Annotated in this window: 22 protein-coding genes and 1 pseudogene; 18 read left to right on the top strand and 5 right to left on the bottom strand. The window is 44.3% G+C overall.

Annotated elements, in window-relative coordinates; translation table 11 throughout:
- Positions 1-5 precede the first annotated feature (5 nt).
- From AC4OGX_RS10435 to AC4OGX_RS10405, 7 genes are all read left to right on the top strand, one after another.
- The gene (locus AC4OGX_RS10435) at positions 6-1589 is read left to right on the top strand and encodes a sulfatase-like hydrolase/transferase (protein ID WP_493330334.1); all 1584 of its coding nucleotides are present in this window, start codon (positions 6-8) and stop codon (positions 1587-1589) included.
- A gap of 59 nt (positions 1590-1648) precedes the next feature.
- A complete protein-coding gene (locus AC4OGX_RS10430) occupies positions 1649-3430 on the top strand; it encodes a family 43 glycosylhydrolase (RefSeq protein ID WP_493330332.1) in 1782 nt (593 codons plus the stop codon).
- A 34-nt stretch (positions 3431-3464) separates the two neighbouring features.
- The gene (locus tag AC4OGX_RS10425) at positions 3465-6059 is read left to right on the top strand and encodes an alpha-L-rhamnosidase (RefSeq protein ID WP_493330382.1); all 2595 of its coding nucleotides are present in this window, start codon (positions 3465-3467) and stop codon (positions 6057-6059) included.
- Entirely contained in the window at positions 6056-7279 is a 1224-nt protein-coding gene (locus AC4OGX_RS10420; RefSeq protein WP_493330331.1) for a sulfatase-like hydrolase/transferase, read from the top strand. Before AC4OGX_RS10425 ends, AC4OGX_RS10420 begins: the two co-directional genes overlap by 4 nt.
- A gap of 2 nt (positions 7280-7281) precedes the next feature.
- Entirely contained in the window at positions 7282-7692 is a 411-nt protein-coding gene (locus AC4OGX_RS10415; protein WP_493330329.1) for a hypothetical protein, read from the top strand.
- Positions 7693-7804: 112 nt separating this feature from the next.
- The gene (locus AC4OGX_RS10410) at positions 7805-9163 is read left to right on the top strand and encodes an MFS transporter (protein WP_493330326.1); all 1359 of its coding nucleotides are present in this window, start codon (positions 7805-7807) and stop codon (positions 9161-9163) included.
- The gene (locus AC4OGX_RS10405; protein WP_493330324.1) at positions 9164-10912 is read left to right on the top strand and encodes a sulfatase; all 1749 of its coding nucleotides are present in this window, start codon (positions 9164-9166) and stop codon (positions 10910-10912) included. It begins immediately after the preceding gene.
- A gap of 149 nt (positions 10913-11061) precedes the next feature.
- Here AC4OGX_RS10405 and AC4OGX_RS10400 read toward each other — a convergent pair whose 3' ends face one another.
- Entirely contained in the window at positions 11062-11997 is a 936-nt protein-coding gene (locus tag AC4OGX_RS10400; protein WP_493330323.1) for an Abi family protein, read from the bottom strand.
- A 347-nt stretch (positions 11998-12344) separates the two neighbouring features.
- Between AC4OGX_RS10400 and AC4OGX_RS10395 the strand changes: the two genes are divergently transcribed.
- The 3 genes from AC4OGX_RS10395 to AC4OGX_RS10385 all read left to right on the top strand — a co-directional run bounded on the left by AC4OGX_RS10395 (position 12345) and on the right by AC4OGX_RS10385 (position 14163).
- A complete protein-coding gene (locus tag AC4OGX_RS10395; protein WP_493330322.1) occupies positions 12345-12653 on the top strand; it encodes a hypothetical protein in 309 nt (102 codons plus the stop codon).
- 87 nt (positions 12654-12740) lie between these two features.
- Positions 12741-13466: a helix-turn-helix transcriptional regulator gene (locus tag AC4OGX_RS10390; RefSeq protein WP_493330321.1), complete on the top strand. Its 726-nt coding sequence runs from the start codon at positions 12741-12743 to the stop codon at positions 13464-13466.
- Between the two features lie 13 nt (positions 13467-13479).
- Positions 13480-14163: a fibronectin type III-like domain-contianing protein gene (locus AC4OGX_RS10385; protein ID WP_493330320.1), complete on the top strand. Its 684-nt coding sequence runs from the start codon at positions 13480-13482 to the stop codon at positions 14161-14163.
- Between the two features lie 194 nt (positions 14164-14357).
- On the opposite strand, the pseudogene AC4OGX_RS10380 reads toward AC4OGX_RS10385, so the two are convergent.
- The 4 genes and pseudogenes from AC4OGX_RS10380 to AC4OGX_RS10365 all read right to left on the bottom strand — a co-directional run.
- Positions 14358-14876: pseudogene (locus tag AC4OGX_RS10380) on the bottom strand (Rpn family recombination-promoting nuclease/putative transposase); the annotation flags it as partial.
- 37 nt (positions 14877-14913) lie between these two features.
- Entirely contained in the window at positions 14914-16029 is a 1116-nt protein-coding gene (locus AC4OGX_RS10375) for an anaerobic sulfatase maturase (RefSeq protein ID WP_493330319.1), read from the bottom strand.
- A 30-nt stretch (positions 16030-16059) separates the two neighbouring features.
- Positions 16060-16638: a chromate transporter gene (locus AC4OGX_RS10370; RefSeq protein ID WP_493330317.1), complete on the bottom strand. Its 579-nt coding sequence runs from the start codon at positions 16636-16638 to the stop codon at positions 16060-16062.
- Positions 16635-17219: a chromate transporter gene (locus AC4OGX_RS10365; protein ID WP_493330315.1), complete on the bottom strand. Its 585-nt coding sequence runs from the start codon at positions 17217-17219 to the stop codon at positions 16635-16637. The genes AC4OGX_RS10370 and AC4OGX_RS10365 overlap by 4 nt, the downstream gene beginning before the upstream one ends.
- A gap of 219 nt (positions 17220-17438) precedes the next feature.
- Here AC4OGX_RS10365 and AC4OGX_RS10360 point away from each other — a divergent pair, with 219 nt between their 5' ends.
- The 8 genes from AC4OGX_RS10360 (at position 17439) to AC4OGX_RS10325 (ending at position 26661) form a co-directional block, all read left to right on the top strand.
- On the top strand, positions 17439-18317 hold the full coding sequence (locus tag AC4OGX_RS10360) for a LysR family transcriptional regulator (protein WP_493330313.1): 879 nt from the start codon (positions 17439-17441) through the stop codon (positions 18315-18317).
- Positions 18318-18548: 231 nt separating this feature from the next.
- Positions 18549-19235 (top strand): transaldolase family protein, encoded by a 687-nt coding sequence (locus AC4OGX_RS10355; protein ID WP_493330312.1) that lies wholly within the window; start codon positions 18549-18551, stop codon positions 19233-19235.
- 55 nt (positions 19236-19290) lie between these two features.
- Positions 19291-20145 carry an NAD(P)-dependent oxidoreductase gene (locus AC4OGX_RS10350; RefSeq protein ID WP_493330310.1) on the top strand — a complete coding sequence of 285 codons (855 nt, stop codon included), beginning with the start codon at positions 19291-19293 and terminating at the stop codon, positions 20143-20145.
- A gap of 30 nt (positions 20146-20175) precedes the next feature.
- Positions 20176-20841 (top strand): DUF4867 family protein, encoded by a 666-nt coding sequence (locus AC4OGX_RS10345; RefSeq protein ID WP_493330381.1) that lies wholly within the window; start codon positions 20176-20178, stop codon positions 20839-20841.
- 161 nt (positions 20842-21002) lie between these two features.
- The gene (locus AC4OGX_RS10340) at positions 21003-22739 is read left to right on the top strand and encodes a solute:sodium symporter family transporter (protein WP_493330308.1); all 1737 of its coding nucleotides are present in this window, start codon (positions 21003-21005) and stop codon (positions 22737-22739) included.
- Positions 22740-22753: 14 nt separating this feature from the next.
- Positions 22754-24763: an alpha-glucosidase gene (locus tag AC4OGX_RS10335; RefSeq protein ID WP_493330307.1), complete on the top strand. Its 2010-nt coding sequence runs from the start codon at positions 22754-22756 to the stop codon at positions 24761-24763.
- The gene (locus tag AC4OGX_RS10330; protein WP_493330305.1) at positions 24760-25512 is read left to right on the top strand and encodes a sulfite exporter TauE/SafE family protein; all 753 of its coding nucleotides are present in this window, start codon (positions 24760-24762) and stop codon (positions 25510-25512) included. The genes AC4OGX_RS10335 and AC4OGX_RS10330 overlap by 4 nt, the downstream gene beginning before the upstream one ends.
- A 15-nt stretch (positions 25513-25527) precedes the next feature.
- On the top strand, positions 25528-26661 hold the full coding sequence (locus AC4OGX_RS10325; RefSeq protein ID WP_493330304.1) for a glycerol dehydrogenase: 1134 nt from the start codon (positions 25528-25530) through the stop codon (positions 26659-26661).
- Positions 26662-26671: the final 10 nt, after the last annotated feature.

Below are 26671 nucleotides of genomic sequence, written 5' to 3'. Positions count from 1 at the left end.
AAAGAATGAGCAAGAGACCAAATATTGTTTATATAGTGAATGACCATCAGGCGTTTTACGGACATGACAGAGATTTCGGGCCTAAGATACAGCGTCCTTATTTTGAACGTCTTGCCAGTGAGGGGATTGCTTTTAACAGAGCTTACTGTGTCTATCCGCTCTGCGGCCCTGCACGCCGTTCCATGCTGTGCGGGCAGTATCCTCACAACCATGGGGAGTGCGGTAATGATAAGGATGTTCCTTTTACGGAGGATACCTATCTGGATATTTTAAAGAAAGAAGGATATCAGAGCTACTATTTCGGAAAATGGCATGTAGGGCCGGGAACTCCGTATGACCACGGGTGTGAAGGCTTCTCTCTTCCCGGCTACAACAATCCATATATCCAGCCGGAGTACCGGGATTATCTGGAGCGTAAGCACCTGGAGTTTCCGAAAGTGCGGATTGAGCATTCCTTTTTTAAAGAGTTCAGCTTAAAGGATTATTTAAAGAGCCAGGGACAGCCGACCGACATGGTCGATGAGGCAATGGAAAAATCAGTGAATGAAAGTATGGTGAAGCAGTTCGGTCCGGGACAGACTCCGGGAGAGCTCTACGAGCAGAAGTATCTTTGGTCTAACGAACCATGCAGCGGTATTATGCAGGGACCTAAGGAGGCACATGAGTCCTTCTTCCTGGCAAGCCTTGCCTGTGACCAGCTGGAGCGAATTGCCGGATCAGAGGATGACCGCCCGTTTTCGCTACGTGTGGATTTTTGGGGGCCGCATCATCCGTATTTTCCGACACAGGAGTTTGTGGATTTGTATGATCCGAAGGATATACCAGAGTACCCTAGTTTTTCAGAAAATGTGTATAACAATAAAAAACCGGAAATTTATCAGATAGAAACAAACGGCGGGATCAGCGAACATGACAGACTGATCTATCCAAATCCGATTCCCTGGGAAATATGGCAGAAAGATCTGGCCTTAGAATATGCACAGACAACTTTGGTAGATGAGGCAGGAGGCATGATCCTGGACAAACTTAAAGAGCTGGGCCTGGAAGACAATACGCTGATCATCTGGACTACAGACCATGGAGATGCCATCGCAAGCCATGGGGGACATTTTGACAAAGACTGCTATATGCCGGAAGAAATGCTGCGGATTCCAATGGCGATGAAATATAATGGAGTGATTCCCTTTGGACAGGTCAGCAACGAGCTTGTGAGCAACCTGGATGTGGCACAGACAATGCTGGACGCGGCAGGCACTGCATTTAAAACTCAGGCCGACGGAATATCACTGCTGCCTCTTGCCAGCAGAAAGGAACAAAATATAAGAGACTATGTTGTCAGTGAAACTTATGGTCATAAATATCCTCACTTGGGAAGGGCACTGATGACACAGAGGTATAAGTATATATACAATCAGGGACAGATCGAAGAATTGTATGATCTGGCAGTGGATCCATACGAGCTGCATAACCTTTACGACGATCCTAAATACCAGGCTTTAAAGGAAGATATGAAGCAGAAGCTCATCCAGTGGGCAGAGAGATACAATGACAAGGATCTGCTTGAGAGCGTAAGGAAAGAAAGAATATAAATGACATTGCAGCGGTACAGAGATGTGCCGCTGTCTCAGAATTTGTTTGGAGGATAAGGATGATGAAATATATATGTAATCCCATGAATATAGAATACCGATATCAATTTGTGGAGTCCAGAAATGGAATGCAGATCGTAAGAGAGGCGGCAGACCCGTCTCTGGTGATGTTTAAAGGGCAGTATTATTTATTCCCTTCTATGGCGGGGGGGTTTTATGTAAGCGATGATCTGGCAGACTGGAAATTTTATCCGCTGAAAGGGGCGCCGGCCTATGACTATGCGCCGGATGTCAGGGTGCTTGGAGAGTATCTTTACTTTTCTGCCTCTAATAAGGATATTTGTTCTTTTTATAGAAGTAAGGATCCGATACATGGTGAGTTCGAAGAGATCAAGGGAACCTTCTCTTTCTGGGATCCTAATCTGTTTGCCGATGATGACGGGAGAGTGTATTTCTATTGGGGATGCTCGAACGTGCTGCCAATCTATGGAGTGGAATTAGATCCAGAGACCATGCATCCGCTGGGAGAGCCAAAGGGGCTGTTTTCTGTAAATGATAAGGAAAATGGGTTTGAACGATACGGAGAAAATCATGTTCCTTCCATAAGCCAGGAGGAGGTAGAAGCGCAGATTAGTTATTATGTCAGCGCCAATCCAGGATTGACAGAGGAGGAAATTGCAGTTGTCAGGCAGTATATGACTCCATCCCCATTTTTAGAGGGTCCATGGATGGATAAGCACGAAGGAAAGTATTATCTGCAGTATGCGATTCCGCACACGGAGGATAATGTCTATGGCGACAGTGTCTATGTGTCTGACAGTCCTTTAGGACCGTTCACTCTCGCAAAAAATAATCCTTACTCTTACAAGCCGGGCGGTTTTGTAACCGGGACAGGCCATGGTTCCACAATGGAAGACAAACATGGAAATGTATGGCATACGGCATCTGTAAGACTGAGTGTCCACTGCAATTTTGAAAGAAGGATCGGTCTGTGGCCGGCAGGCTTTGACCATGACGGAGAATTGTTCTGTAATCAGAGATATGGAGACTGGCCGATGAGACTGGAAGATGTCAGGAAGGATCAATGGGAGAAGCCGGAATGGATGCTGCTGTCTTATGGTAAAAAGGTTACGGCGTCCTCTGCAGAGGGAGATCATCTTCAGGAATATGCGATAGATGAAAATATGCGGACATGGTGGAAGGCTGCCACAAATCATTCTGACGAATGGCTGGAGGTTGATCTTGGGGAGAATTATGATATCCATGCGGTCCAGGTGAATTTTACAGATGATGGACTGGATGTACCGCTTCCGGAGGGCGTGAGTTTGAAAGGCGAGCCGGACCCAAGATATATTGACATGAGACAGCATTATACGCGGTGGCTTTTAGAAGGGTCTGTGGACGGAGAAGAGTATTTTGTGATCGAGGATAAGTCCGAAGCGCAGACAGATCTCCCACATGATTTGATTGTCCGTGAAAACGGATTCAAGGCAAGATATATAAGGTGTACGGTCAAAGAGCTTCCCTTTGCCCAGAATGCATGTATCTCAGGACTGCGTGTATTTGGAAAAGGAGATGGTAAGCTGCCGGAGCGTGTGAAAGAGTTTGATGCCAGTCTGGTAACAAAGCTGGATCTGACTGTGAAATGGCCTGCAGGGGATGCTCTCGGATACAATGTCCTGTGGGGATTTGCCTGTGACAAGCTTTATCACAGTTACCTGGTGTATGGAAAAAATGAGGTGCAGATCGGTGCACTTATCAAAGGACAGCCTGTTTATGTAAGGATTGATGCTTTCAATGAGAATGGGATTACAGAAGGGGAGTTACGAAAGATATGCTGAGAATTTATGATCTGAGAGCAGTCAGTCTGTCTGCATTCCTTATCAGGGAAAATGTTTCCGGCCGGGAACGCGCTACAATGTGACCGTAATTGTGGAGGATAACCACAAGGAGACGGCAGAGGGTTCTGCCTGGTTTGAGACCGGGCTTATGGAATACTCGAACTTTCAGGCAGAGTGGATTACCCATGGGTTTGAGGATGGATTAGAACCGTGTGCCATATTTGTGAAAAAATTCCATATAGAGAAAGAAATAAAGTCTGCCAGGGTGTATGCAAGCGCACTGGGAATTTATGAGCTGGAATTGAACGGGAAAAAGGCAGGGGATACCTACTTTGCACCTGGATGGACGAGCTATCAGGAACGTATCCAATACCAGACTTATGATATTACAGAGCAGATAGAAACGGATAATGAGATACGCATGACCGTTGGAAATGGATGGTATAAGGGAATTCTCGGATTTTACAATCAGGGGGATCATTACGGAAAACGTACGGCTGTTATTGCACAGATTGAGATTCTGTACATGGATGGCAGCAGGGAGCGGATTGTAACAGACGAAAGCTGGATGAGCACCACGGGGGCAAGACGTTACAGCGAGATTTATCATGGAGAAGTCATTGATTACAGCAGGGAGGAAGATAAGGTAAGGCCGGTTCGGCTGTATGATCAGGCAAAAGAGATTCTGACAGCCCAGGAAGATGAGCCGGTCAGGATCACAGAGCGTATCCCGGCGAAAGAGCTCTTTGTAACTCCGAAAGGGGAGGTTGTGATTGACTTTGGACAGAACCTTACTGGTGTCGTGGAGGCGCACCTGCAATATCAAAAGGGGACGAAAATTACAATACGTCATGCAGAAGCCCTTGATGAAAATGGAAATTTCTATACCGTAAATCTTCGTACCGCGAAAGCAACAGATACATTTATCTGCAGCGGAGGTAAGGATGTGTTCATGCCAATCTTTACATTCCATGGTTTTAGGTACATTCAGATTCTGGGTCTAGAAGAACTGCCAAACCCGGAAGATTTTACTGTCTGTGTGATGCACACAGCGTTGGAGCAGACTGGAACATTTTCCTGTTCTAATGACCTGGTGAACAGACTGTGGAAAAATATTGACTGGACGATGCGCAGTAATTATCTGGATATCCCGACAGACTGCCCGCAGCGGGATGAAAGACTAGGCTATACAGGAGATGCGCAGATGTTTCTTTCTACGGCAGCATGTCACAAAAATATTGCACTCTTTTTCCAGAAATGGCTGAGAGATTTGAAATATGAGCAGTCACTGGGGATGGGGGTCCCGACATCTGTTCCGAATATCCTGGGTCCTTCAGGGGGGATCGCCATATGGCATGATGCAGCAACGGTAGTACCGTGGACTTTGTATCAGGTATATGGTGACAAACGCTTTTTAGAGGAACAGTTTGAGAGCATGGTTTCCTGCGTAGAGTATACAAGGAAGGGCGCAGGGGAAAATGGTCTGATCCAGAACGGGCAGCAGCTTGGGGACTGGGTCGCTATGGATATGGACAAAGGGCCGTGCATTCCAAGGGAAGAAGAGGTGTGGGACCTGGAATTTACTGAAAAGACAGGTTCTACTGATTTATACTATATTGCAAATATTTATTATGCCTATTCAACATATATTACAGCCCAGTCAGCAAAAATATTGGGAAAAGAAGAGGAATACCAGACATACCAGCAGTTGTACGAGTCCCTGATGAGGAGTATCCGTGCTGAGTATGTCACCCCAAACGGACGGCTTGTCAGCGAGACACAGACTGGCTGTGCTCTGGCACTGCATTTCCAGGTGGCAGAAGGAAACGTGCGGGAACGTGTGCTTAAAGCACTCCTGAAAAATCTGAAAGACCACCAGAATCATTTGACAACAGGATTTGTTGGCACACAGTTTTTGTGCAAAGTATTATCAGAGAATGGAGCACATGAAACCGCAGGGAGTATATTTCTAAAAGAGGATTGTCCATCCTGGCTGTACAGCGTGAAGCTGGGGGCGACTACCGTATGGGAATTGTGGGACGGCGTCAAACCAGATGGCAGCTTTAACGGTTATGAGATGAATTCCCTGAACCAATATGCACTGGCCTCCGTGGGAGACTGGATATTCCATGATCTGTGCGGACTAAAGCTTATGGAACCGGGCTATCAGAAATCAATGATAAAGCCGAGGCTGATTAAGGGAATTCCTGAAATGAAAGGTTCCATAGAGACTGTTTACGGAGAGCTATCCTGTGCGATTTCCTGTCTGGATCACAAGTATACGGTCGATATCTTAGTGCCTGAGAACACGACTGCTGTGATAAGTCTGCCTGAAAGGGATGAGTTTACAGTGGGTTCGGGAAATTACCATTATGAATATGAGACAGAAAGTTCTTTTGTAAAAGAGAAATATGACATGGAGAGCAAGTTTGGAGAGATCCTTGAAAATCCTATTGCAAAGCAGATGCTCAAGCAGTATGCGCCGGAACTACTTGCGAATGAGATGTTTATCCAGTTTGCATTGGGACATACGCTAAACGATATGAACGAGATGCTGCCATCGGAAGCAATGCAGCTGATGCAGATGATTCTGGTGCAGTGCAATGCAGCGGAGCAGGAGGAGTCATGAAAGCACCCAATATTATTATTTTAAATCCGGACGAGATGCGTGTAGACAGCATGGGGCATATGGGGAACCCGGCTGCACATACGCCCCATCTGGATGACTTTGCGGCGCAGGAGGCGGTTTCTTTTGAAAACGCGTTCTGCCAGAATCCGGTCTGTGTTCCGAGCCGCTGTTCTTTTTTAACAGGTCTGTATCCCCATGTAAACGGACACCGGACGATGAATCATCTGCTGCATGAGAATGAGACGTCATTGTTCAGAGAATTGAAGGAAGCCGGATATTATGTCTGGATGAATTCCAGAAATGACCTGGTGGCCGGCCAGATTGAAGGGCTTGCAGAGAGCCATGCGGATGAAATCTACTATTATGACAAATCAAAGCCCGTACCCAAAATTCCGTTAGATGTCTTAAAAGGGAATATGGGTGGGGCAGAGAGAGAACATGTGTACTCCCACTATGAGGGGATAAAGATACAGGCAGGCGGCAGTGATCTGGATGATACCAGAGCAGCCTGTGAGAGGATTCTAAACCCGGTTGAACCGGAAAAACCGCTTTGTCTGTTTCTGGGCTGGACAAATCCCCATCCGCCATATACGACAACGGAAACTTACCGAAGACTGATCAATGATTCCAAAATTCCGAAACGGATCAGGTATGAGGAAACAGAAGGAAAATCCCGTATTATTGGCCGCCTGAAAGAACTTACCGGGATGCAGGATTATAAAGAAACACAGTGGAAAGAACTGCGTGCCACATATTTAGCACAGTGTGCTATGATCGACGAACTGTTTTCCATGGTATGCGATGCGTTGAAGGAAGCAGGAGAATATGAAAACTCTGCAATTTTCTTTTTATCCGATCACGGAGACTTTACCGGAGATTACGGCCTGCCGGAAAAATGCCAGAATTCTTTCGAACACTGTTTGACAAGAGTTCCGCTTTTAATCAAACCACCGTCAGGAGAGGACGTTGATCCGGGCACAGCCAAAGGATTGACAGAACTGGTAGATTTTTATGCAACAGTAATGGACTATGCAGGAGTAAAGCCCGGCCATACACAATTTGGAATATCCCTTCGCCCGGTAATCGCTGACAGAAAAAGGCAACTCCGGAAATTTGTGTTTTGTGAGGGAGGACGCAATCCGGGGAAGTACATTGTGATGAGTTTCATGTGGATGGTCCATCAGGACCGCCCAAAACAAATGTATACTGGCCAAGGATGACTGTGCAGGCAGAGGATGAAGCCCATGAAAAGGGGACGATGATTTTTGACGGGAGATACAAATATATACGCAGACCGTCCGGTAGGGACGAGTTTTATGATTTGGCGTCTGATCCGGGAGAACGCTTTAATATCGTAGGAAAAATATCGAAAGAACGGCTGGCTGTATATCAGAGTGAGATGCTGGATTGGTATCAGCGGACCTGTGATATTGTCCCGTTTACATATGACAGCCGTTTTACATTCGAAAGAGTCTGGGCGGTCTGCCGTTCACTTTGTCCGGAAGGTGAAGAAAAGCGGGTTCAGGAGGCGATCAGAGAGGGTATGGGAATACAGCAGGCCGTGGAGTACTGCATCATGCTTCACAACAGGAGTGGAAAGAGTATGGAAGCCGCACTGAAAAAAGAAATCTAATTGGTAATGTTTGAAATAAAAAAGTAACAACCGTGATAGTTGAAGAAGCTGATTTCTATTACTCTTGTTACAGATAGTTAATACATATGAAATGTAGGGAAGGGAGATTCACATGAAGAAACAAACAAAAAACAGAATGTACCCATTGGCCTGGAGTACAAGAGGTTTTTCTCTGGGTGTCAACTCACTGCTTTTGATGCAGGCAACTTATTATGCAACCCAAAGCCTCGGACTTTCAGCAGGGCTTGTCGGAACACTGTTCCTGGTAAGCAAGATCTTTGACGGGGTTACGGACTTAATAGCAGGATTTATTATTGATAAGACTCATACAAAACTGGGAAAAGCCAGGCCGTATGAATTGTTCCTGATACCGACCTGGATCCTGACGGTCATCTTCTTTAGTACCCCGGCTTCGATGGGGACGACAGGGAAAATTGTCTGGGTATTTGTACTATATGTATTGATTCAGGCAGTCTGTGTGACATTCTTAAGTGCATCAGAGACCACGTTTCTTGCAAGATCGACGACGGATGACGCACTTCGTGCAAAGGCACTGACGGTAGCAGGAATCCTGGCTATGCTGGTTCCTACGATGGCAAGTATCCTTCTGCCGCAGCTTATCGCTAAATGGGGATCTCAGCCAGGCGGATGGACAAAGATTATGCTTGTATTTGCAGTGCCTCTTACCATAATTGGTCTGTTTAGATTCTTCTTTATTAAAGAAGTAGTGGAAGATGAATCTGTCGGGATTCAGAAGAAGGATGACATTACACTGAAAGAAGGATTAAAAGCAATTGCTAAAAATAAATACCTGTTCATTTTTGTAAGTGCAACCTTCTTATGTGCAGTAATCAATAACCTGAATTCAGGTATTGGCACCTATTTCTTCCAGTACATCATGGGAGATATCGGGAAAATGTCCCTTGTAAGCATGCTTGGTTTGTTAACACCTTTTACCCTTGTTATTTTCCCATTAGCTGTGCGTAAAGGGAATGCAATGAATTTTGTAAGAATTGGTCTTATTATGGCAATCGCCGGCAATATCTTAAAATATTTTGCAGGATCCAATATGACGATTGTGTTTGCAGGAAGTTTAATCTCCATGATTCCGGGAGCATCCATGCTTCAGATGATCGGAAGTCTTTTCATGATCCAGTGCATGGATTACGGCGAGTGGAAAACAGGTGTCAGAGTTGAGGCGATGATGAACTCTGTGAATGGATTTGCATCCAAGGTTGGAGCCGGCATTGCCAGCGGTCTTCTGGGTGTTCTTATGGGAGCGGCAGGATTTGTAAGCGGCGCTGAAACACAGAGTGCAGGTGCACTTACAGCCATTCAGATGGGATATTCCATTGTACCTGCGATCCTCTGCGGAATCATGCTTGTGATCCTTCATTTTTATGACCTGGAAAAGAAGCAGGGAGAGATCCGCGCAGACCTGGCAAAGAGAGCTGAGTTAGGAGAAAAATAAATGAAAGCAATTATGGTAATGTTCGATTCTCTGAATCGGAAAATGTTAGAGCCGTATGGATGTGACTGGATTCCAACACCGAATTTTAAGCGTCTGGCAGACCGGGCGGTGACATTTGACTGTAACTATGTAGGTAGTATGCCGTGTATGCCTGCCAGAAGAGAATTGCATACGGGAAGGCTGAACTTCCAGCACAGAAGCTGGGGACCATTGGAGCCGTTCGATGACTCCATGCCGGAAATATTGAAAAATAATGGCATCTACACACATCTGACAACGGATCATCAACATTACTGGGAGGACGGGGGAGCGACCTATCATCACAGATACTCCTCCTTCGACCTGAACCGGGGGCAGGAAGGAGATCCGTGGAAAACAAATCAGGAACTACTGGATGCAGCGGCAAAGAGGCAGTTAGTGGGCCCGGTCAATTATTTTGACAAGGCAAACCGTCAGTATATAGACTGTGAGGAAAAGATGCCTCAGGCCAGGACTTTCCAGGCAGGATTAGACTTTTTGGAGCAGAATCACAGGGAAGATAATTGGTTCTTACAGATTGAAACTTTTGATCCACACGAACCATTTTTCACTCAGAAGGAGTATAAGGAGCAGTTTGCGCACGAGTATAAAGGACAAATGGGAGACTGGCCTCCTTACTATTTCGTGACAGAGGGTGAGGATGATGTTAAGCATATGCGTCTGGAGTATGCAGCGCTGATCACGATGTGCGACCATTATCTTGGAAAAGTTCTGGATAAGATGGACGAATATGGGCTGTGGGAGGATACGATGCTGATCGTGAACACGGACCATGGATTTCTGCTGGGAGAGCATGACTGGTGGAGCAAGTCGATCATGCCTGTTTATGAGGAGATTTCCCATACACCACTGTTCATCTACGATCCGGTGAGCAAGACGGCAGGTGAGCGAAGAGGAGCATTGACACAGACCATCGATCTGCCGGTGACGATCCTGGATTTCTTCGGTATGGAGATTCCAAAAGATATGCAGGGGAAATCCCTGTTCCCGGTGATCAGGGAAGGGAAAAAGGTGCGGGAATATGCGATTTTCGGTTATCATGACGGTCATTGCAATCTGACAGACGGCAATTGGGTATATATGAAAGCGCCTCTGGATAAAACAGAGCTGAATGAGTATACGCTCATGCCGACTCACATGAACAGCCGTTTTCCTGTGGCAGAGCTTCAGGATATCCGGTTAGAGGAACCATTCTCCTTTACAAAGGGATGCCGGACTATGAAGGTTGGCGCTAAGACAGGAATGAATGATGCAGTCAACTTTGGCACAAAGCTTTTCTGCCTGGAAGAAGATCCGAAGCAGGAGCATCCTCTTATGGATATCGAAAAAGAGACTGAGCTGGCGAACGAAATGGTGAAGCTGATGCGGGAGAACGACTGCCCTGCAGAACGATATGCCAGATTTGGATTCCCGGAACAGGGGGAGGTGACGAAAGAGCATATCCTGGCGGCAAGGAAAGCAGAGATAGAAGACCGGATTCCGGAGGGATTGAAGGACTTGGAATGGGAGCGCGGTGCAGTGAATATGTATCATGCGGTGAAACGGTTCCTTGGTGAGGGGGCTGATAAAGCGCAGGAACTTTTAATTCAGAAGGCAGAAGCAGGGACGATTACCAGATCCTCTGTGGGAGCTTGGATGATGGAAATCGCCCCGGCAGGAATCAAGGATATGATGTGGTATTTTGCAGCACTGGCAAGCAGGACTGAGTAAAAATCACTCAGCGTTTAATAGCTTATGCTTTGTACGATATTCCTTCGGCGTCATATGATGCTTTTCGTAAAATAAGGTATAAAAGTAACTTCGGTTGTCCCCCACTATTTATGCCAAAGAGACATAAATAGTGGGGGACACTGATAGGGTTAAATTTTAAACAGCATAATTTTATTCCAACTTTTTGAAAATCCCATTTCATTTAATAACTTTTCTTCATTAATATGAGGGCATTTGTCTAAAATATCTTTCATCAATCGAGTTAAAGCAGTTTTTAGAAATATGAAATCATCATAATCTATTAGATATCTTAACGCAATAAAGACAGCAAATAAATCATGTTTTCCATTTATATACTGCCCATTCTTGAATGGGATTTGAAGTTTTTTATGTAATGGCAGATTAGGGATTGACTCGTTTATATTAAATGAATATAGGCGTTCGCCATGAGCACATACATTTCTGCAACTTGCTAAGACGCGAAGAAATTGATGGAGCTGTCTTTCTGAAATATTTCCGAAATTCAGGCTGATTTTTGTTTGAATATCATTAGGCATATATTGATACATTTTGGAAATTTGTCCAAAAGTAAAAGTATTGACAGCTACCCAAAGTGGGATATTTCCGTATGTCTTAGCATGATGCGTTATATAGTTATAATGGCTCGGAAGTGAGATAGCTTGATTTAAAGAATTTATCAGACGATTAACATCTTTATAGTTCTTTTTAGTGATTGTGTAATTTTGGGCAGATAAATACTCGAATTGATTTTCACCATGCTTTTCACAAAAATAATAAGATAATAAAGATTTTATATTACGCTCTACGTGAAGTATGTATTTTAAAAATAATATGCGAAGTTCTTCGTCAAAATAATAAAAAGCAAGTAACTCTTCAAGGGTTACACCATAAATATATTTTCCGGAAGGTGCATGTTTAAAAAGATTTTTATAACCACCAATAAGTGCGTAATAGCTCATCTTGGATAAAATTTTCTCAGCATATTCTTCATCAGATATAGTCAGTTGTTTATTATTTCTTAAAAAGTTTATTTGTTCTTTATATGTAAGGAATGTTTTATTCACTACACATCCTCCTTTATAAACTATGCTAAAAAAGAGGAGTCCACGCATGGACTCCCCCGGCTACGCGCCTCGCAAGCAATCGTAGCGCAACCACTAAAAATACTATACCTTATGCCAGAGGATAAGTCAACATATTTTAGAGTGGCAATAATAGTTTATACATTGACTGTCAAAATATGATAGAGGCAAGCGGATATTTTTACTGTTAGTAAAAAAATAATATTTTTAGCAGCAAACAAATGCTAATTTTTGTAATCATCATATGATACAGAAAATGAGTGTGCTATAATTTATTTTATAAAAGTATCATATATGTTATATGGTTTATCTGAATCAGAGGAGAAAAGATGAGAGAAGAAATACCATTTATTATAAACAAAATCAGCGCTAACAGAGAAATATCCATGCATGTTTTTGACTGTAATGGCAGGATGCTGGTATGTTCCTCCAGTGAGTGGGATGAGGAAGATCCTTTCCGTTCGGATGCCTCTCTTTATCATATGATTAAGGAACGGACAAAACCGGAAGGAACCGTGATTGAATACGAACAGGATGAGGCGGTTTATTTTTCCTTCTGTGACAAAGAAGAGAATCTGTATGTGGGCGGGCCGGTATGCACAGGAGAGTTGAACAGCGGATTTCTGTTCCGTTACTGAAAGATCCATCATCTTATACAAAAGAGATTACGCCTTCCTGCGCTAAGTCTTTTAGAAACCGCAAATCTCCTTTCTATTGCCATATTTATGGTCAATGGAACACAGCAAGAGGAAATGGCTCTGTTAGAGATCAACCACATTGACTCTGGTGCACACAATAGACACAATGAAATGCTCAACTACAGGCAGAAAGTGACAGAAGCCGAGGCAGGGCACATTCACAATGAGTATGAACAGCAGTATCTTGCGGATATCCGGGAAGGAAGAGTGGAGAAATTTCAGAATGTCAATATTAATATGAAAGAACTGACAAATGAAGTCGGCATACTTGCAGAAAATAATCTAAAGCAGTCAGAATATATGATAGTGGCTGGAATTACGCTTGTTGCCAGAGCTGCAATGGAAGGCGGGGTTCCTGCATCATCGGCATATTCTTTGAGCGAGATTTATATGCAGAGGCTTGCAAAATGCCGGAGCGAGGCAGAAATGTACCGGTTGTACATGGAATGCCAGAGAGAATTTGCAGGAAATGTTAAGAAGATCAGGGATAAAAAAAGAAATGCTTATTATGTAGAACAATGTAAAGACTACCTGACGCAGAATATTCATAAAAAGGTGACAGTGCAGGAGATTGCAGATTTAATAGGGATTAACCGGACCTATCTTTCCGGACAGTTTTCAAAACAGGTGGGGATGTCAATTTCACAGTATAGCATCACGGTAAGGCTTAAGGCTGCAGAGAATCTTTCCGATGTTGCGACTGTACTTAAGAAGAATAAATACGTGTATATGGTAGCATTGATGTATTTTTAGTTACAGCAATCTGGTGCTTGAGAAAAAACAAATTGAGGAAGGACAGACATTAAGTGTATCTGTAGATGTCCAGAATTCAGGAAAAACAGCCGGTAAAGCGCTGATTCAGATCTATGTGGCGCCTGAAAAAGCAGAAATGATTCATCCGGTCCGGGAACTCAAGGCATTTGAGAAGGTTTATCTTGAGCCGGGAGAGAAAAAGACGGTTACCATAGAATTAAGTCCGGGGGCCTTTGCCCACTGGAACCCGATTGCAAAGAAATGGAGGGCTGAAAATGGCAGTTATGCAGTCCAGGTTGGCCTGAATGCTCATGATATCGTATTAGAAGAGAGGGTAAGAGTCAATGCAGATCCTATCCCTCCGGTTGGAGGATATACGCTTTCAACATCTATGATCGAGGTGGTAAAGACCAAAAAAGGGAGATCTTTTCTGGACAGTACGATTAGATATGTGCTTCGTGGAATGGCACAATTATATATGTCGGAAGATGTTGCGCAGATGCTAGATCAAATGGGGGATCAGATTACTCTGGATACAGTGGATATGCTTGCCCAAAAGACAGGGCACGGGGCACCGGCAGACGGAAACAGTGGTTTAGATGCAATTTTAGGTCAGCCGCTGTCCCTGCTTAACAGCTTTCTGCCGGAAGAAGAAAAAGAAAAGTTAAATGCACTGCTTATGGAATTGAACCGGTAATCAAATCATTGATACATGGGAAACAACTAGAAAAGTGGTAGAGAATAGTGCATCAGGCTTAACAAAAGTACAGTTGCCGGGAAAAATCGGAATAGCAGTGCTGCAAAAAGAGATGAAATAAAATGTGCTATAGAATTTTATACGAGGTGGCTGTGAGTCGTATGCGTTACAGCCACCCCCGTCTGGATTAGAAATTATTCAAGGATTTCATTTACCTTATCTATAGTAAGATTGCATAATGCAGCAATGTCTTCTGATGTTTTCCCTTGCATATGAAGTTTAAAAACTTGCCGGGCACATTGTATCCCTCTCTCTTCAGCACTGCTGATTTGGGTATTATAATCTTTCAGAGCCTTCTCCCGGGCTTCGTATTCGAGTCTTTTTTGTTCATCCGTACTCAGGTCCAACAGGGTCTGATATGCTTCATCGAGATATTCGTTTGTCTTAGCCATACGTTTAAACTCCTCTCTGTTTTTTCCACTGAAAAACTTCATCCATGCAATGATATCCTCGCCCGTTTTGACCTCTGCTGGAAGCTTCTTTAAATCTAATATTTGAACTTCCATTTTATCAGAATAAATGCGATGTGTTTTATCATCGCAAAGATGTATGCATCGGTAGGATTCATTATCACCAGGAAAGTGGATAAAATCCAGGATACTCACATGGATACATTTCTGTAATTTGTCATAGGATTCGCCCTTTTTAATCTGACTCTTTTCATATCTGTCCGTTTAAATTTATATTAGTCTATCGGTGCACTTTACTGCCGATCTCCATGATCCTGTCATAACATGTATCAAAGAACATCTGATAGCTTTTGCAGAAGTAATTCTCATACAGCCCGGTCCCGGGATTGAGATCCCGGTTCCGCTGACATCCGCCCCGGCAGATTCTGTAATACTTACAGACTCCACATTTTTCATCTAATTTCATAGACCGTTCTACAAACCCGATCTCTTTCCTCATTTCATTGATATGATCCATCCTGTGTTCATTAAAATTCCCAAGACAGTATTCATCCAGCATATAGAAATCGCAGGGATAGACGCTGCCGTCAGCTTCTACCACATTCTGAATACCGCAGGTTCCCCTCTGGTCGCAGGATTCCGCCATGTAACCGGCAGCCAGGCCGATATAATTCTCGAACTGGCGGATGTAAGGCTGGCAGCCGTGTTTTAAATCTTCATACCACAGATCAAACAGAGTGACCAGGAACTGCCCGTATTTTTCAGGGGGAAGGGAGAACGGTGTCTTTCCGTGTCCCTCATCAAGCGGATCAAGGCAGGCAATATACTGCTGGTAATTCCACCCCCGCTTCTGATAACTGTGGTAAATAGTGCGGATGTTATCTGCTATCGCAGGGGTCACGACAGTCAGGATATTATAATCCACCCCATATTGGTCCATAAGCTTTGCTGCTTCGTTAATCCGGGCATAAGTATCACCGCCATTTTTCGTATGGCGAAGAGCATCGTGGGTTTCCTTTGTTCCGTCTACAGACAGCCCGATGAGAAAATGATTCTCCTGAAAAAAACGGCACCATTCTTCATCGATCACGTAACCGTTAGTCTGCAGGGCGTTATGTACCTGGATCTGGTTCTTATTATACTGCTTCTGATATGCAACCGCCTTTTTGAAAAAATCCAGTCCCCTTAAGGTCGGTTCTCCGCCCTGGTAGGCATAGCTGATCATTCCTTTTGCACGGAGCATGGTCTTTCGGATGATATTTTTTAAGGTCTGTTCAGACATGAATCCGAAAGACTCCTGGGTACGTTTCTGTGCCTCATCACAGTAAAAGCAATAGTCGCAGGACATATTACACATACTGGAGGACGGCTTCATTAAAACACTGATTGCCGGCATGGCGGCACCTCCTTCTATTTATATGGGTATTTATATGTGTATCACATGGGTCAAAGTGTAGTACCCGACCTCAAAGCCTCCGCATAATACCATCACAAGGATGGGATTTAATTTTACCTTACGCAGAAGGAACATTGCAACGATAAAGTACAGGATCATCCTGAATTCTACATTTCCACCCGTAAAAGAAATAGTCTTGTTTCTAAAGAAAGCCGATACGAGTATGGTGATCCCGGCGTTGGCGATCAATGCAACTACTGCCGGACGCAGCGCCCCTAAAGTTCCCTGGAGAAGGGAGAGGTTCCGGTACTTGGTATAAATAAATGCCAGCAGTGTAACGAAGATGCAGGAAGGCAGGATGCAACCCATTGTGGCGACAAGTGCCCCTCCGGGGCCTGCGATCTGGGTGCCTACAAAGGTGGCCGCATTGATGGCGATGGGTCCTGGCGTCATCTGGGAAATGGTGACAAGGTCGGTAAATGCATCCAGAGTCAGCCAATGGTTCAGTGTGACAACTTGTTCCTGGATCAGAGGCATGGCAGCATATCCGCCGCCGAAGCTAAAGCATCCGATCTGCAGGAAACTAAGAAATAGCTTTAGATAGATCATTTTTTCCACCATCCTTTCTCAGCGCCCATGGTGCGGACCAGTCCAAATACTGCAACCGCAAGAATGATGATCACAACGTTGACGTTGAAAAAATAACTGATACAGAAGCTGAGTACCATAATGACCATATTGATCCAGTCACGTGTTTTCACGATGCCGCTTCCCATATCATAGACAACAGACGCAATGACAGCGCCCACGCCGGCACTCATTCCATTTAATACAGCAGAGATATAAGGGTTTGTACTAAAAGCTTTATAAAAGAAGGAGATGACGGATAAGATGATCATCGGCGGCAGAACGGCTCCCAGCACAGCGACCAGGACTCCCTTAAGACTGCAGAGCTTATAGCCGACTACGATGGCGCCGTTGACCGCGATCGGTCCCGGTGAGGATTGTGCGATCGCCACCAGGTCCAGCATTTCTTCTTCATCGATCCAGTGGTAATGGTCCACAAATTTGTCTTTTAATAAAGTAACGATGACATAACCGCCGCCGAAGGTAAAAGCGCTTAAATATAAGGTTGCAAAAAATAAGGTGAACAGAACATGTTTTTTATTATTGGGGTCTAATTCTCTCATGATAATCCCTCCAGTCAGTAACAGTATAGTCCTTATTGATTCATAACTCAAATAGTATTATTGTATAGTTATATATAGCGGAAATATTATGCTACAGCTCACCCGTCTGTATCTGTTCCAGAGCAAAACACTGTCCGGTTGTGGATATACTTATTATTGAGTATAATGGAAGTATCAAAATCGTGGACGGAAAATCCGGTAAAGGAAGGGAGTAAATAAATGACACTGAGACACTTAAGAATCTTCATGGCAGTCTATCAGGAGATGAGCATTACAAAAGCATCAAAAAAGCTGCATCTGGCTCAGCCGAGTGTGAGCCTTGCGGTCAGGGAATTAGAGGAGTTCTACCATATCCGGCTGTTTGACAGGATCAACAGGCGGATCTTTGTGACCGAAAAAGGGGAGGCATTCTATGATTATGCATCCCATATTATTGACCTGTTTGATGAGATGGAAAACAGCATGATATCCCCGGACATGCCGCTTAAGATTTCCATCGGCTCCAGCATTACGATCGGCAGCTATATCGTACCCCAGGCAATCGCAGAGTTTCATAAGAAATATCCTGACTGCCAGGTAAAGGTGAAGATCGAGAATTCTCAGAAGATCGTGCAGGCGGTGTTAAAGAATGAACTGGATCTTGGGCTGGTGGAGGACAAAGTGCAGCACGATCAGTTGGAGGCGGTTCCCTTCATGCAGGATGAACTGTATTTTGTATGCGGGAAAAAGCATCCGCTGGCTGGGGAAAAATCTTTGACATTGGAGGATATCTGTGGATATCCCTTATTCATGAGAGAACCCGGCAGTGCAAGCCGGGAGATCACGGATGGGCTTTTGAAGGCTCATCAATTAAGACCCGTAATCGAATGGGAAAGTGTCAGCAACCAGGCACTGATCCATGCGGTAGAAGAAAATCCGGGTATCACAGTGCTGTCCGGGAAACTAATCCAGGAGGAAGCAAAGAGCGGAAGTATTGTGATCCTTCCGCTGCACCCGGAGGCTTTTATCAGGAATTTTATGTTGATTTATCATAAGAAGAAGTTTATGACACAGGCGCTTTCTGAGCTGGTAAGAATGTTTTGTGAGGGAGTCGGTTAGCGGCTCTCTTACAGATGAGATTTTTTCAAAAAAAGAATAATTATGCAACATAAACAAAAATGATTAATAAAATTAATCAAAAATGCTGAAAAGAAAATTTATACTGTAAATTGGTTGACAATATGGGAGTGTAAAGATATAATTTGCTTAAACAAGGGCGGAAAACTAAGCCCTTTAAAATTTAGAATAGTTAATTAATAATTTTAATCAACTAAAACAGGAGGAAGAAAAATGAAGTATTTTCTGGACAGCGCAAAATTGGATGAGATCAAAGAGGCATATCACACATTCGGTATCGATGGAGTGACAACAAACCCACGGCACATTATGGTAAGCGGAAAGCCATTTCTGACAGTGATTCACGAACTGGCAGCATGGGTCAAGGAAGAAGGAATCGAAGGATATGAGAAGTTCCCGATCTCAGTAGAGATCAACCCACATCTGGATGATGCAGACGAGATGGTGGCAGAAGGAAAGAAAATCGCGGCGATCAGTCCTAATTTTGTCATTAAGATCCCTTGTACACAAGCTGGTGTGGAAGCGGCAAGAAGATTGGAAAAAGAAGGCATCCGTACAAACGTAACACTTGTATTCTCACCTGCACAGGCGATCTGGCCGGGGAAAAACAACTCCTTATTTGTATCACCGTTCCTTGGATGGAAAGAGGCAAACGGAGAAGACTGCAAGGCTTATATCCAGAATATTGTTGATATTTATAAAAATTATGGTTTCTATGGAAAGACAGAGATCATCTGTGCAGCGCTTCGGACACCGAAACAGATCGTTGACTGTGCAGTAGCAGGGGCAGATATCGTAACAACAAGCCTTGCGGTATATCAGGACAGCATTAAGCATGCATATACCAATCAGGGATTAGATACCTTCCGTAATGCATGGAACAACACAGTAACAGAGTAATTTGGGCAGAAAGAAAATCACAATGTAAAGCCTGGGTAAGGCACAGGAGGTCAGTATGAAAATCGGATTTATCGGACTTGGCATTATGGGCGAGTCCATGTGTGAAAATATTGTAAAAAAACATGATGACAAGGTATTTGTATTTGATTTTGTGAAGGAAAAGGTGGAGCTGCTTGAATCCAAGGGAGCGGTGGCCTGCAAAAATTCACAGGAAGTTGCACAAAATGCAGATGTGATCGTCTCCATGGTACCGAAGTCAGAGCACTCCATGGCGGTTTATAAAGAAGTACTTCCTGCTCTGGATGAAACAAAGATCTGCATTGATATGAGTACCATTGATCCGAGTGTTTCTGTAGAAATTGCAGAGATGGTGAAAGCCACAGGTGCGCAGTTCGCAGATGCACCTGTCGTAAAATCTAAACCGGCTGCGGTTGCAGGAAAACTGGGGATCTATGTAGGCGGAGATGAGAAAACCTATGAGAAGATAAAACCAATTCTTGCTTATATGGGTGAAAATATCATACGAATGGGAGACAACGGAAAAGGACTGGTTATGAAGATCTGCCATAACGCATTAGTTTCCCAGATCCAGAACGGGGTGAATGAGACTCTGACTCTGGCTGGAAAGAACGGGATCGATGTGGATCAGTTTACGACTGCTGTATCCTACGGCGGGGGACAGAACTTCTACCTTGACAGCAAGGCTGCCGTAATCAAAAGGGAGGATTACACCACAGCATTTTCAGTGGAAAACATGTACAAAGATGTGAATATCTGCATGAACATGGCAGAAGAATGTGGATTAAAGATGCCGGGAGAGGCAGCTGCAAAGCAGGTCTATGACAAGGCAATGGAGCTTGGTTTTGGAAAAGAAGATTTCTGCGCTACGATCAAGGCGGTACGCCAATAATTATAACGCGATGGTATATGGAGAAGAATGATGATAGAAGAGTTAAGCAGAAAAAATAATATGCCCATTCTGGATGTAGAAGACCGTGCATTTGCAAGCTATGGGCGGATCGTTACAGGATATGATTTTTCTGAATTGATCACTTACATGGAACAGAAATCAGAGGTGCCAAAACAGGGGAACGTATATACTGCCTCAGTTGCGGAACTGGAGCAGACAGAGGTATGCAGGACCATACAGAGAAACCTGTATGGCGGGATACCAATACAGATCGGCTATTGTAATGGAAGAAACACTACATATAATGGGTTTGAGTATCACAAAGGAAGCGAGATCAATATCGCCGTTACGGATTTCATGCTGGTACTGGGACATACCTGGGACATAAAAGACAATACTTATCATTCAGACCAGGCAGAGGTCTTCTTTGTCAGGAAGGGAACCGCGATCGAAATGTATCAGACAACACTTCATTTGTCACCATGCAGAGTGACAGAGGAAGGTTTCAAGGATATCGTTATCCTTCCCAAGGGTACGAATACACCTCTGAGCGGGGAAAAGGATGACCTGGAACCGGAAAATGTGCTGCTTCTCCAGACGAATAAATGGGTATTGGCACATCCTCAAAGAGAACCCCTGATCAGACAGGGGGCACACCCGGGAGTACTCGGGATCAATAAGGAACTGTTATATTAAAAAACAAAACCACAGGAAGGAAAAGAAAATACTGGACATATTTTACAAATTTTCCTTCTGTGGTGCTGTGAAATATATATTTCACACTTTATTCTAGCATAAAAGCTTAAAAAGTGAAAGTGTGAGTATGCACAAAAAAGAGAAAACAGGGAGGAAAAATAGTGGAACATTTAGTATTTACACTGGTTACGTTTATATTTTTTACAGCACTCGTAGGAGTGATCTCCGGCAAAATAGTTTCGGGCAGCGACAACCAGAAGACTTCTAAGGGATATTTCCTTGCAGGCAACGGGCTTGGAGGAACCTTTATTGCCGGCTCTATGCTCTTGACAAATCTATCCGCAGAAAATCTGGTGGGACTATCAGGACAGTCTTATGGAGCAAACATGTCCGGTATGGCATGGGAGGCTACGGCTGTAATTGCAACAATTGTAATGGCATTTGTATTCCTGCCGCTTTATTTGAAAAAGGGTTATACAACACTTCCGGAGTTTATGGAAGAACGTTATGGGACTCCGATCCGCAGAATGGTATCTGTCTTATTCCTGATCGGTTATCTCCTAGTAGGTATTCCGGTTTGTCTGTATGCGGGTGCCATTGCATTTAACCAGATCTTTGACCTGGGAAGCATCTTCGGAATCAGCTCCGGTACGGCACTTACCGTTCTGATCGTGCTGGTTGGCATCATAGGAGCACTTTATGCGGTGGTTGGCGGTATGAAGGCGGTTGCCGTATCCGATACCATCAATGGCGTCCTGCTGGTTTTAGGTTCCGGTCTTGTAGTGATCTTTGGATTTATCGCTCTTGGAAAGGCAAACGGAGGCGGCTTTGCAGCCGGTGTGGCGGATATTCTGAATCACGCTCCTGAAAAATTGAATGCGATCGGTGGAAAAACAGATCCGGTGCCATTTGCATGTATCTTTACTGGTATGCTGCTGGCAAACCTGTTCTACTGGGGAACAAACCAGGTACTGATCCAGAGAGCACTGGGAGCTAAAAACCTGAAAGAAGGACAGAAAGGTGTTCTGATCTCCGGTCTGCTCAAGATGATGGTTCCTTTCTTACTGGTAATGCCGGGCGTTATCGCAGCAAGACTTGTTCCGGGATTAGAGAGCAATGACTTTGCTTATCCGACACTGGTCGCAAGATCACTGCCATGGCCGATCGTTGGTCTGTTCTGTGCCGCGTTGTTTGGTTCCATTATTTCAACATATAATTCATTTTTGAATGCTGCAAGTACGGTATTTATGATGGATATTTACAGACCGATCTTCAATCCGAATCTGTCAGAAGAAAAGACAGTAGCACTTGCAAAAAAGGTCGGCTGGGGATTTGCATTGTTTGCAATTGTGTTTACTCCGTTCCTGGATGTATTAAGCGCAGGTCTGTATGACTTTGGACGAAGCTTTACAGGATTTTACAATATTCCGATCATTACATTGGTACTCGTTGGAATGTTCTCAAAAAGAGGTTCGTCCCTGGGAGCAGTTTGTGCAACAATCTTCCACATATTCCTGTATTCAGGATATAAGTTCTGGTTTAAGCTCATTGACACTCCGATCACAAATACGATCTGCGGGATCAATTACATGCACATTTACGCAATTTCCTTTATCGTGATGCTTGTTATCATCTTTGTATGCAGCAAGATCGCACCGAATGAAAAGGTATTCGATCATTCTATGACACGCGGTGACAATTATGACATGACACCGTGGAAACACAGAAGTGCATTTGCAATCTGGCTGGTATCCTTCCTTGTATATGAATATTTCATGTTCTCACCGGCAGGTCTGGCTACAAAGGACAAAAACATTGCGCTGATCATCGGAGTAACGATCGCACTTGTGGTTGAAACAGTTGTTTTGATACTAAAAGAAAAGAAAAAAAGAGCCTAGAGGAGGTCGAAAAAATGAAGGTTACAGTGGGAAATAATCATTTTGAACTTGTCTGGAGAGGTCAGACGATCTTAAACCATACGGAAGAAAATCCAATGATCTTCGCAGGGTATGGTCAGGAAAATGTAGATATGTACAGAGGGAATTTTAACATCACTGATTATGTGGTGGAAAGACGGCCTTTAAAATTAACGAAAACAGAGGAAAAGGACGGGGGGTATCTCCTTGACTTTGAAGGGATGATAGAGGCGTCTGTAAAGATCAAAGATTCTTTATGTACACTGGATTTTCAAGAGAAGGATGACAGGATCAACCGTTTCTGGTTCCGTGTGGCAGCAGATGCAGAGGAAAAATGTTACGGATGCGGTGAGCAGATGTCCTACTTTAACCTTCGGGGACGTAATTTCCCGCTATGGACCTCTGAGCCTGGGGTCGGAAGGGATAAGACAACTTATGTGACATGGCGTTCCGATGTAGAGAATAAAGCAGGCGGTGACTATTACAATACAAACTATCCGCAGCCGACTTATGTATCTACCAGGCATTATTATTTACATATGGATTCTACAGCTTATGCAGATTTTAATTTCAAAAACGAGACATTCCATGAACTTCAGGTTTGGGAAGTGCCGAAACAGATCCGTATTGAGGCAGCACCAACTTTTATTGAGCTGCTGGGTAAGCTTTCTGCATTTTTTGGAAGACAGCCGGAGCTGCCTGACTGGGTATACAATGGGCTGATCATCGGTGTGCAGGGAGGCAATGAACGCTCCTTTGGACTGCTTGAGAAGACTTTGGATAAGAAGATCAAGGTTGCCGGGCTGTGGTGCCAGGACTGGTGCGGAAAAAGAGTGACCTCATTTGGAAAACGTCTGCAGTGGGATTGGAAATATAATCAGGAGATGTATCCGGAACTGCCTGAGAAAATCAGGGAGATCCATCAAAAGGGCATCCGTTTCCTGGGATATGTCAATCCATATCTGGTAAATGACGGGGAACTCTATCAGGAAGGAAAAGAAAAAGGATACTTCGCAACAAAGTCAGACGGCAGTGATTATCTGGTTGATTTCGGAGAATTTTACTGCGGTGTTGTAGACCTTACAAATCCAGAAGCCTATGAGTGGTTTAAGGATGTGATTAAGAAATATACCCTGGATATTGGAATTGACGGCTGGATGGCTGATTTTGGCGAGTACCTGCCAACAGACGATATCCGTCTGTATAATGGCGAGTCTCCGATGATCGAGCACAATCACTGGCCGGCGCTGTGGGCAAAGTGTAACTATGATGCGGTCTGCGAAAGCGGAAAGCTTGGAGAGGTATTGTATTTTATGAGGGCCGGCGGAATCGGAACCCAGAAGTACTGTACACTTCTCTGGGCAGGAGACCAGTCAGTTGACTTTACGATCCATGACGGCCTTGCATCCGTGATCTGCGGTGCGCTGAGTGCCGGAATGACAGGATGTGGATTAACACACAGTGATATCGGAGGATATACCTCTCTGTTCGATAATACAAGGACAAAGGAATTGTTCCTGCGCTGGATGGAGATGGCAATGTTTACACCAGTGATGAGGACTCATGAAGGAAACCGCCCGGATACGAATTTCCAGTATTATGAGGATGAAGATACGATGGATCAGATGGCAAGAATGGTAGATATCTATACGATGCTGAAACCGTACACAAAGGAGCTGGTAAAGGAAAATTCACAGACGGGTGTGCCGGTACAAAGACCACTGTTCATCCATTATGAGAATGATGCAAAGACATACGATATACAGTATGAATATCTGTTTGGGCGTGACATGCTGGTTGCTCCGGTTTATCTGGAAGATCAGAAGGAATGGCAGGTATACCTTCCGGAAGATAACTGGGTACATCTGTGGACCGGGAAAGAATATGCAGGCGGCAGTATCACAGTAGATGCACCGATCGGATACACCCCGGCCTTCTATAGAAAAGATTCTGCATTTGCAGAGTTATTTGAAAACATAAGGGAGAAATATGGAGTGACAAGATGACATATGTAGTATTTTTTATCGTAATTCTTCTGACCAATATCATCCAGGGCATTACAGGCTTTGCGGGAACGATTCTCGCAATGCCGCCCAGTATTATGCTTGTCGGGTACAGTGTGGCAAAGCCGATCTTAAATGTACTGGCTATATTTTCCGGGGTATATGTCTTTATGACCCATGGCAGACACGTGAACTGGAAAGAGTTAAGAAAGGTTGTTGCAGTCATGATATTTGGCATTGCAGCTGGAATCTTTTTAAAGTCTTTGTTCGTGGGGAAAGAGGGGCTTTTATACAAGGGACTCGGGATCTTTGTGATCGCTTTGGCTGTCCAGGGATATTACCGGCAGATAAGACCAAAAGCGGATAGATCAGAAAAGGCGTTCTGCACGGATAGAAAGGGAACGCTGCAGTCCTATTCTCTGCTCGCAGGGGCAGGGATCGTTCATGGGATGTTCGTGTGCGGAGGCCCGCTGCTCATTGGATACCTGTCTAAGGCAGTTAAGGATAAGGTCAGTTTCCGGGCTACGATATCTACGATATGGATTATTTTGAACACCATTATTTTATTTGATGATATACATGCAGGATTCTGGAATGCAGAATTAGTGAAGCTTACGCTCATTGCACTTCCCTTCCTGATCTTAGGAATGGCGGTCGGAGCCAGACTCTATAAGAGTATGAGCCAGCTTCTTTTTATGAAGCTTACCTATATACTTCTGTTTATTTCCGGTATTACGCTGCTGGTAAAATAGGGAGGATCTTAAATCATGAGAAAAGCATATATATGCCCGACAAAGTATGTTCAGGGCGAAGACGAAATTTTAAACTTAGGTTATTTTGTAAAGACATTCGGAACATCAGCTCTTTTGATCGCACATCCGGATGATGTGAACCGTGTGAAAGCGAAGCTGGATGCTACCGCTGAAAAATTCGGCGTAACATTTGTAGAAAGCGGATTCCACGGTGAATGCTCCAGACAGGAGGTTAAAAGACTGCAGGAGCTTGCAAAGGAGAAAAACTGCAATTGTACCATCGGACTTGGCGGCGGAAAGGCCATTGATACAGCAAAATGCGTCGCAGAAGGGGAAGCGCTGATCATCGTCCCGACCATTGCTGCGACAGATGCGCCGACCAGTCATTCAGCAGTACTCTACACACCGGAGGGAGCATTTGATGATTATGCATACTTCAAACAGAGTCCAAGTGTGATCCTGATCGATACGACAGTCATCGCAAATGCACCGACAAGATTCCTTGTATCCGGTATGGGAGACGCACTTTCTACTTATTTTGAGGCCCGCGCAAATGTTCAGTCCTGTACAAAGGTGAATGCCGGACTTCCATGCGGCTTTAGAGAAGGCGTATGCGGGGAGGCCAGAGGCACAAATGCTGCATTTGCACTTGCTAAATTGTGTTACCAGACTCTGATGAGCGATGGTATAAAGGCGAAGATCGCATCAGACGCCAATATGGTCACTCCTGCTTTGGAAAATATTATCGAGACCAATATCCTGTTATCGGGAATTGGATTTGAGAGCGGCGGGCTGGCAGCGGCACATGCGATCCACGATGGCCTGACGATCCTGGAAGGAACTCATAAGTATTTCCACGGAGAAAAGGTGGCATTCGGAACACTTGCACAGCTTGCACTGGAAAATGCGCCGAAGGAAGAGATCTGTGAAGTCCTTGATTTCTGTACAGCAGTCGGACTTCCAATCTGCCTGGAGGATATTGGCGTTGACCAGATCAGCCAGGAAGAACTTCTGGAGGTCGCTAAAAAGGCATGTATTCCGGAAGAATCTGTCTATGCAATGCCATTCCCGGTAACGGTTGAGTCAGTTGCTGCAGCAATCCTGACCGCAGATGAAATCGGAAAAAGCTATAAAGCCGGGAATTTTTAATCAGGGGAGA

The organism is Faecalicatena sp., from assembly GCF_058819085.1.
This window is presented reverse-complemented; position numbering and strand designations above follow the sequence as displayed.

Coding starts and splice junctions, on each gene's coding strand:
- AC4OGX_RS10435 (WP_493330334.1), top strand. CDS start 6: ATGAGCAAGAGACCAAATATTGTTTATATAGTGAATGACCATCAGGCG.
- AC4OGX_RS10430 (WP_493330332.1), top strand. CDS start 1,649: ATGATGAAATATATATGTAATCCCATGAATATAGAATACCGATATCAA.
- AC4OGX_RS10420 (WP_493330331.1), top strand. CDS start 6,056: ATGAAAGCACCCAATATTATTATTTTAAATCCGGACGAGATGCGTGTA.
- AC4OGX_RS10410 (WP_493330326.1), top strand. CDS start 7,805: ATGAAGAAACAAACAAAAAACAGAATGTACCCATTGGCCTGGAGTACA.
- AC4OGX_RS10405 (WP_493330324.1), top strand. CDS start 9,164: ATGAAAGCAATTATGGTAATGTTCGATTCTCTGAATCGGAAAATGTTA.
- AC4OGX_RS10395 (WP_493330322.1), top strand. CDS start 12,345: ATGAGAGAAGAAATACCATTTATTATAAACAAAATCAGCGCTAACAGA.
- AC4OGX_RS10390 (WP_493330321.1), top strand. CDS start 12,741: ATGGTCAATGGAACACAGCAAGAGGAAATGGCTCTGTTAGAGATCAAC.
- AC4OGX_RS10375 (WP_493330319.1), bottom strand. CDS start 16,029: ATGCCGGCAATCAGTGTTTTAATGAAGCCGTCCTCCAGTATGTGTAAT.
- AC4OGX_RS10370 (WP_493330317.1), bottom strand. CDS start 16,638: ATGATCTATCTAAAGCTATTTCTTAGTTTCCTGCAGATCGGATGCTTT.
- AC4OGX_RS10365 (WP_493330315.1), bottom strand. CDS start 17,219: ATGAGAGAATTAGACCCCAATAATAAAAAACATGTTCTGTTCACCTTA.
- AC4OGX_RS10360 (WP_493330313.1), top strand. CDS start 17,439: ATGACACTGAGACACTTAAGAATCTTCATGGCAGTCTATCAGGAGATG.
- AC4OGX_RS10355 (WP_493330312.1), top strand. CDS start 18,549: ATGAAGTATTTTCTGGACAGCGCAAAATTGGATGAGATCAAAGAGGCA.
- AC4OGX_RS10350 (WP_493330310.1), top strand. CDS start 19,291: ATGAAAATCGGATTTATCGGACTTGGCATTATGGGCGAGTCCATGTGT.
- AC4OGX_RS10345 (WP_493330381.1), top strand. CDS start 20,176: ATGATAGAAGAGTTAAGCAGAAAAAATAATATGCCCATTCTGGATGTA.
- AC4OGX_RS10335 (WP_493330307.1), top strand. CDS start 22,754: ATGAAGGTTACAGTGGGAAATAATCATTTTGAACTTGTCTGGAGAGGT.
- AC4OGX_RS10330 (WP_493330305.1), top strand. CDS start 24,760: ATGACATATGTAGTATTTTTTATCGTAATTCTTCTGACCAATATCATC.
- AC4OGX_RS10325 (WP_493330304.1), top strand. CDS start 25,528: ATGAGAAAAGCATATATATGCCCGACAAAGTATGTTCAGGGCGAAGAC.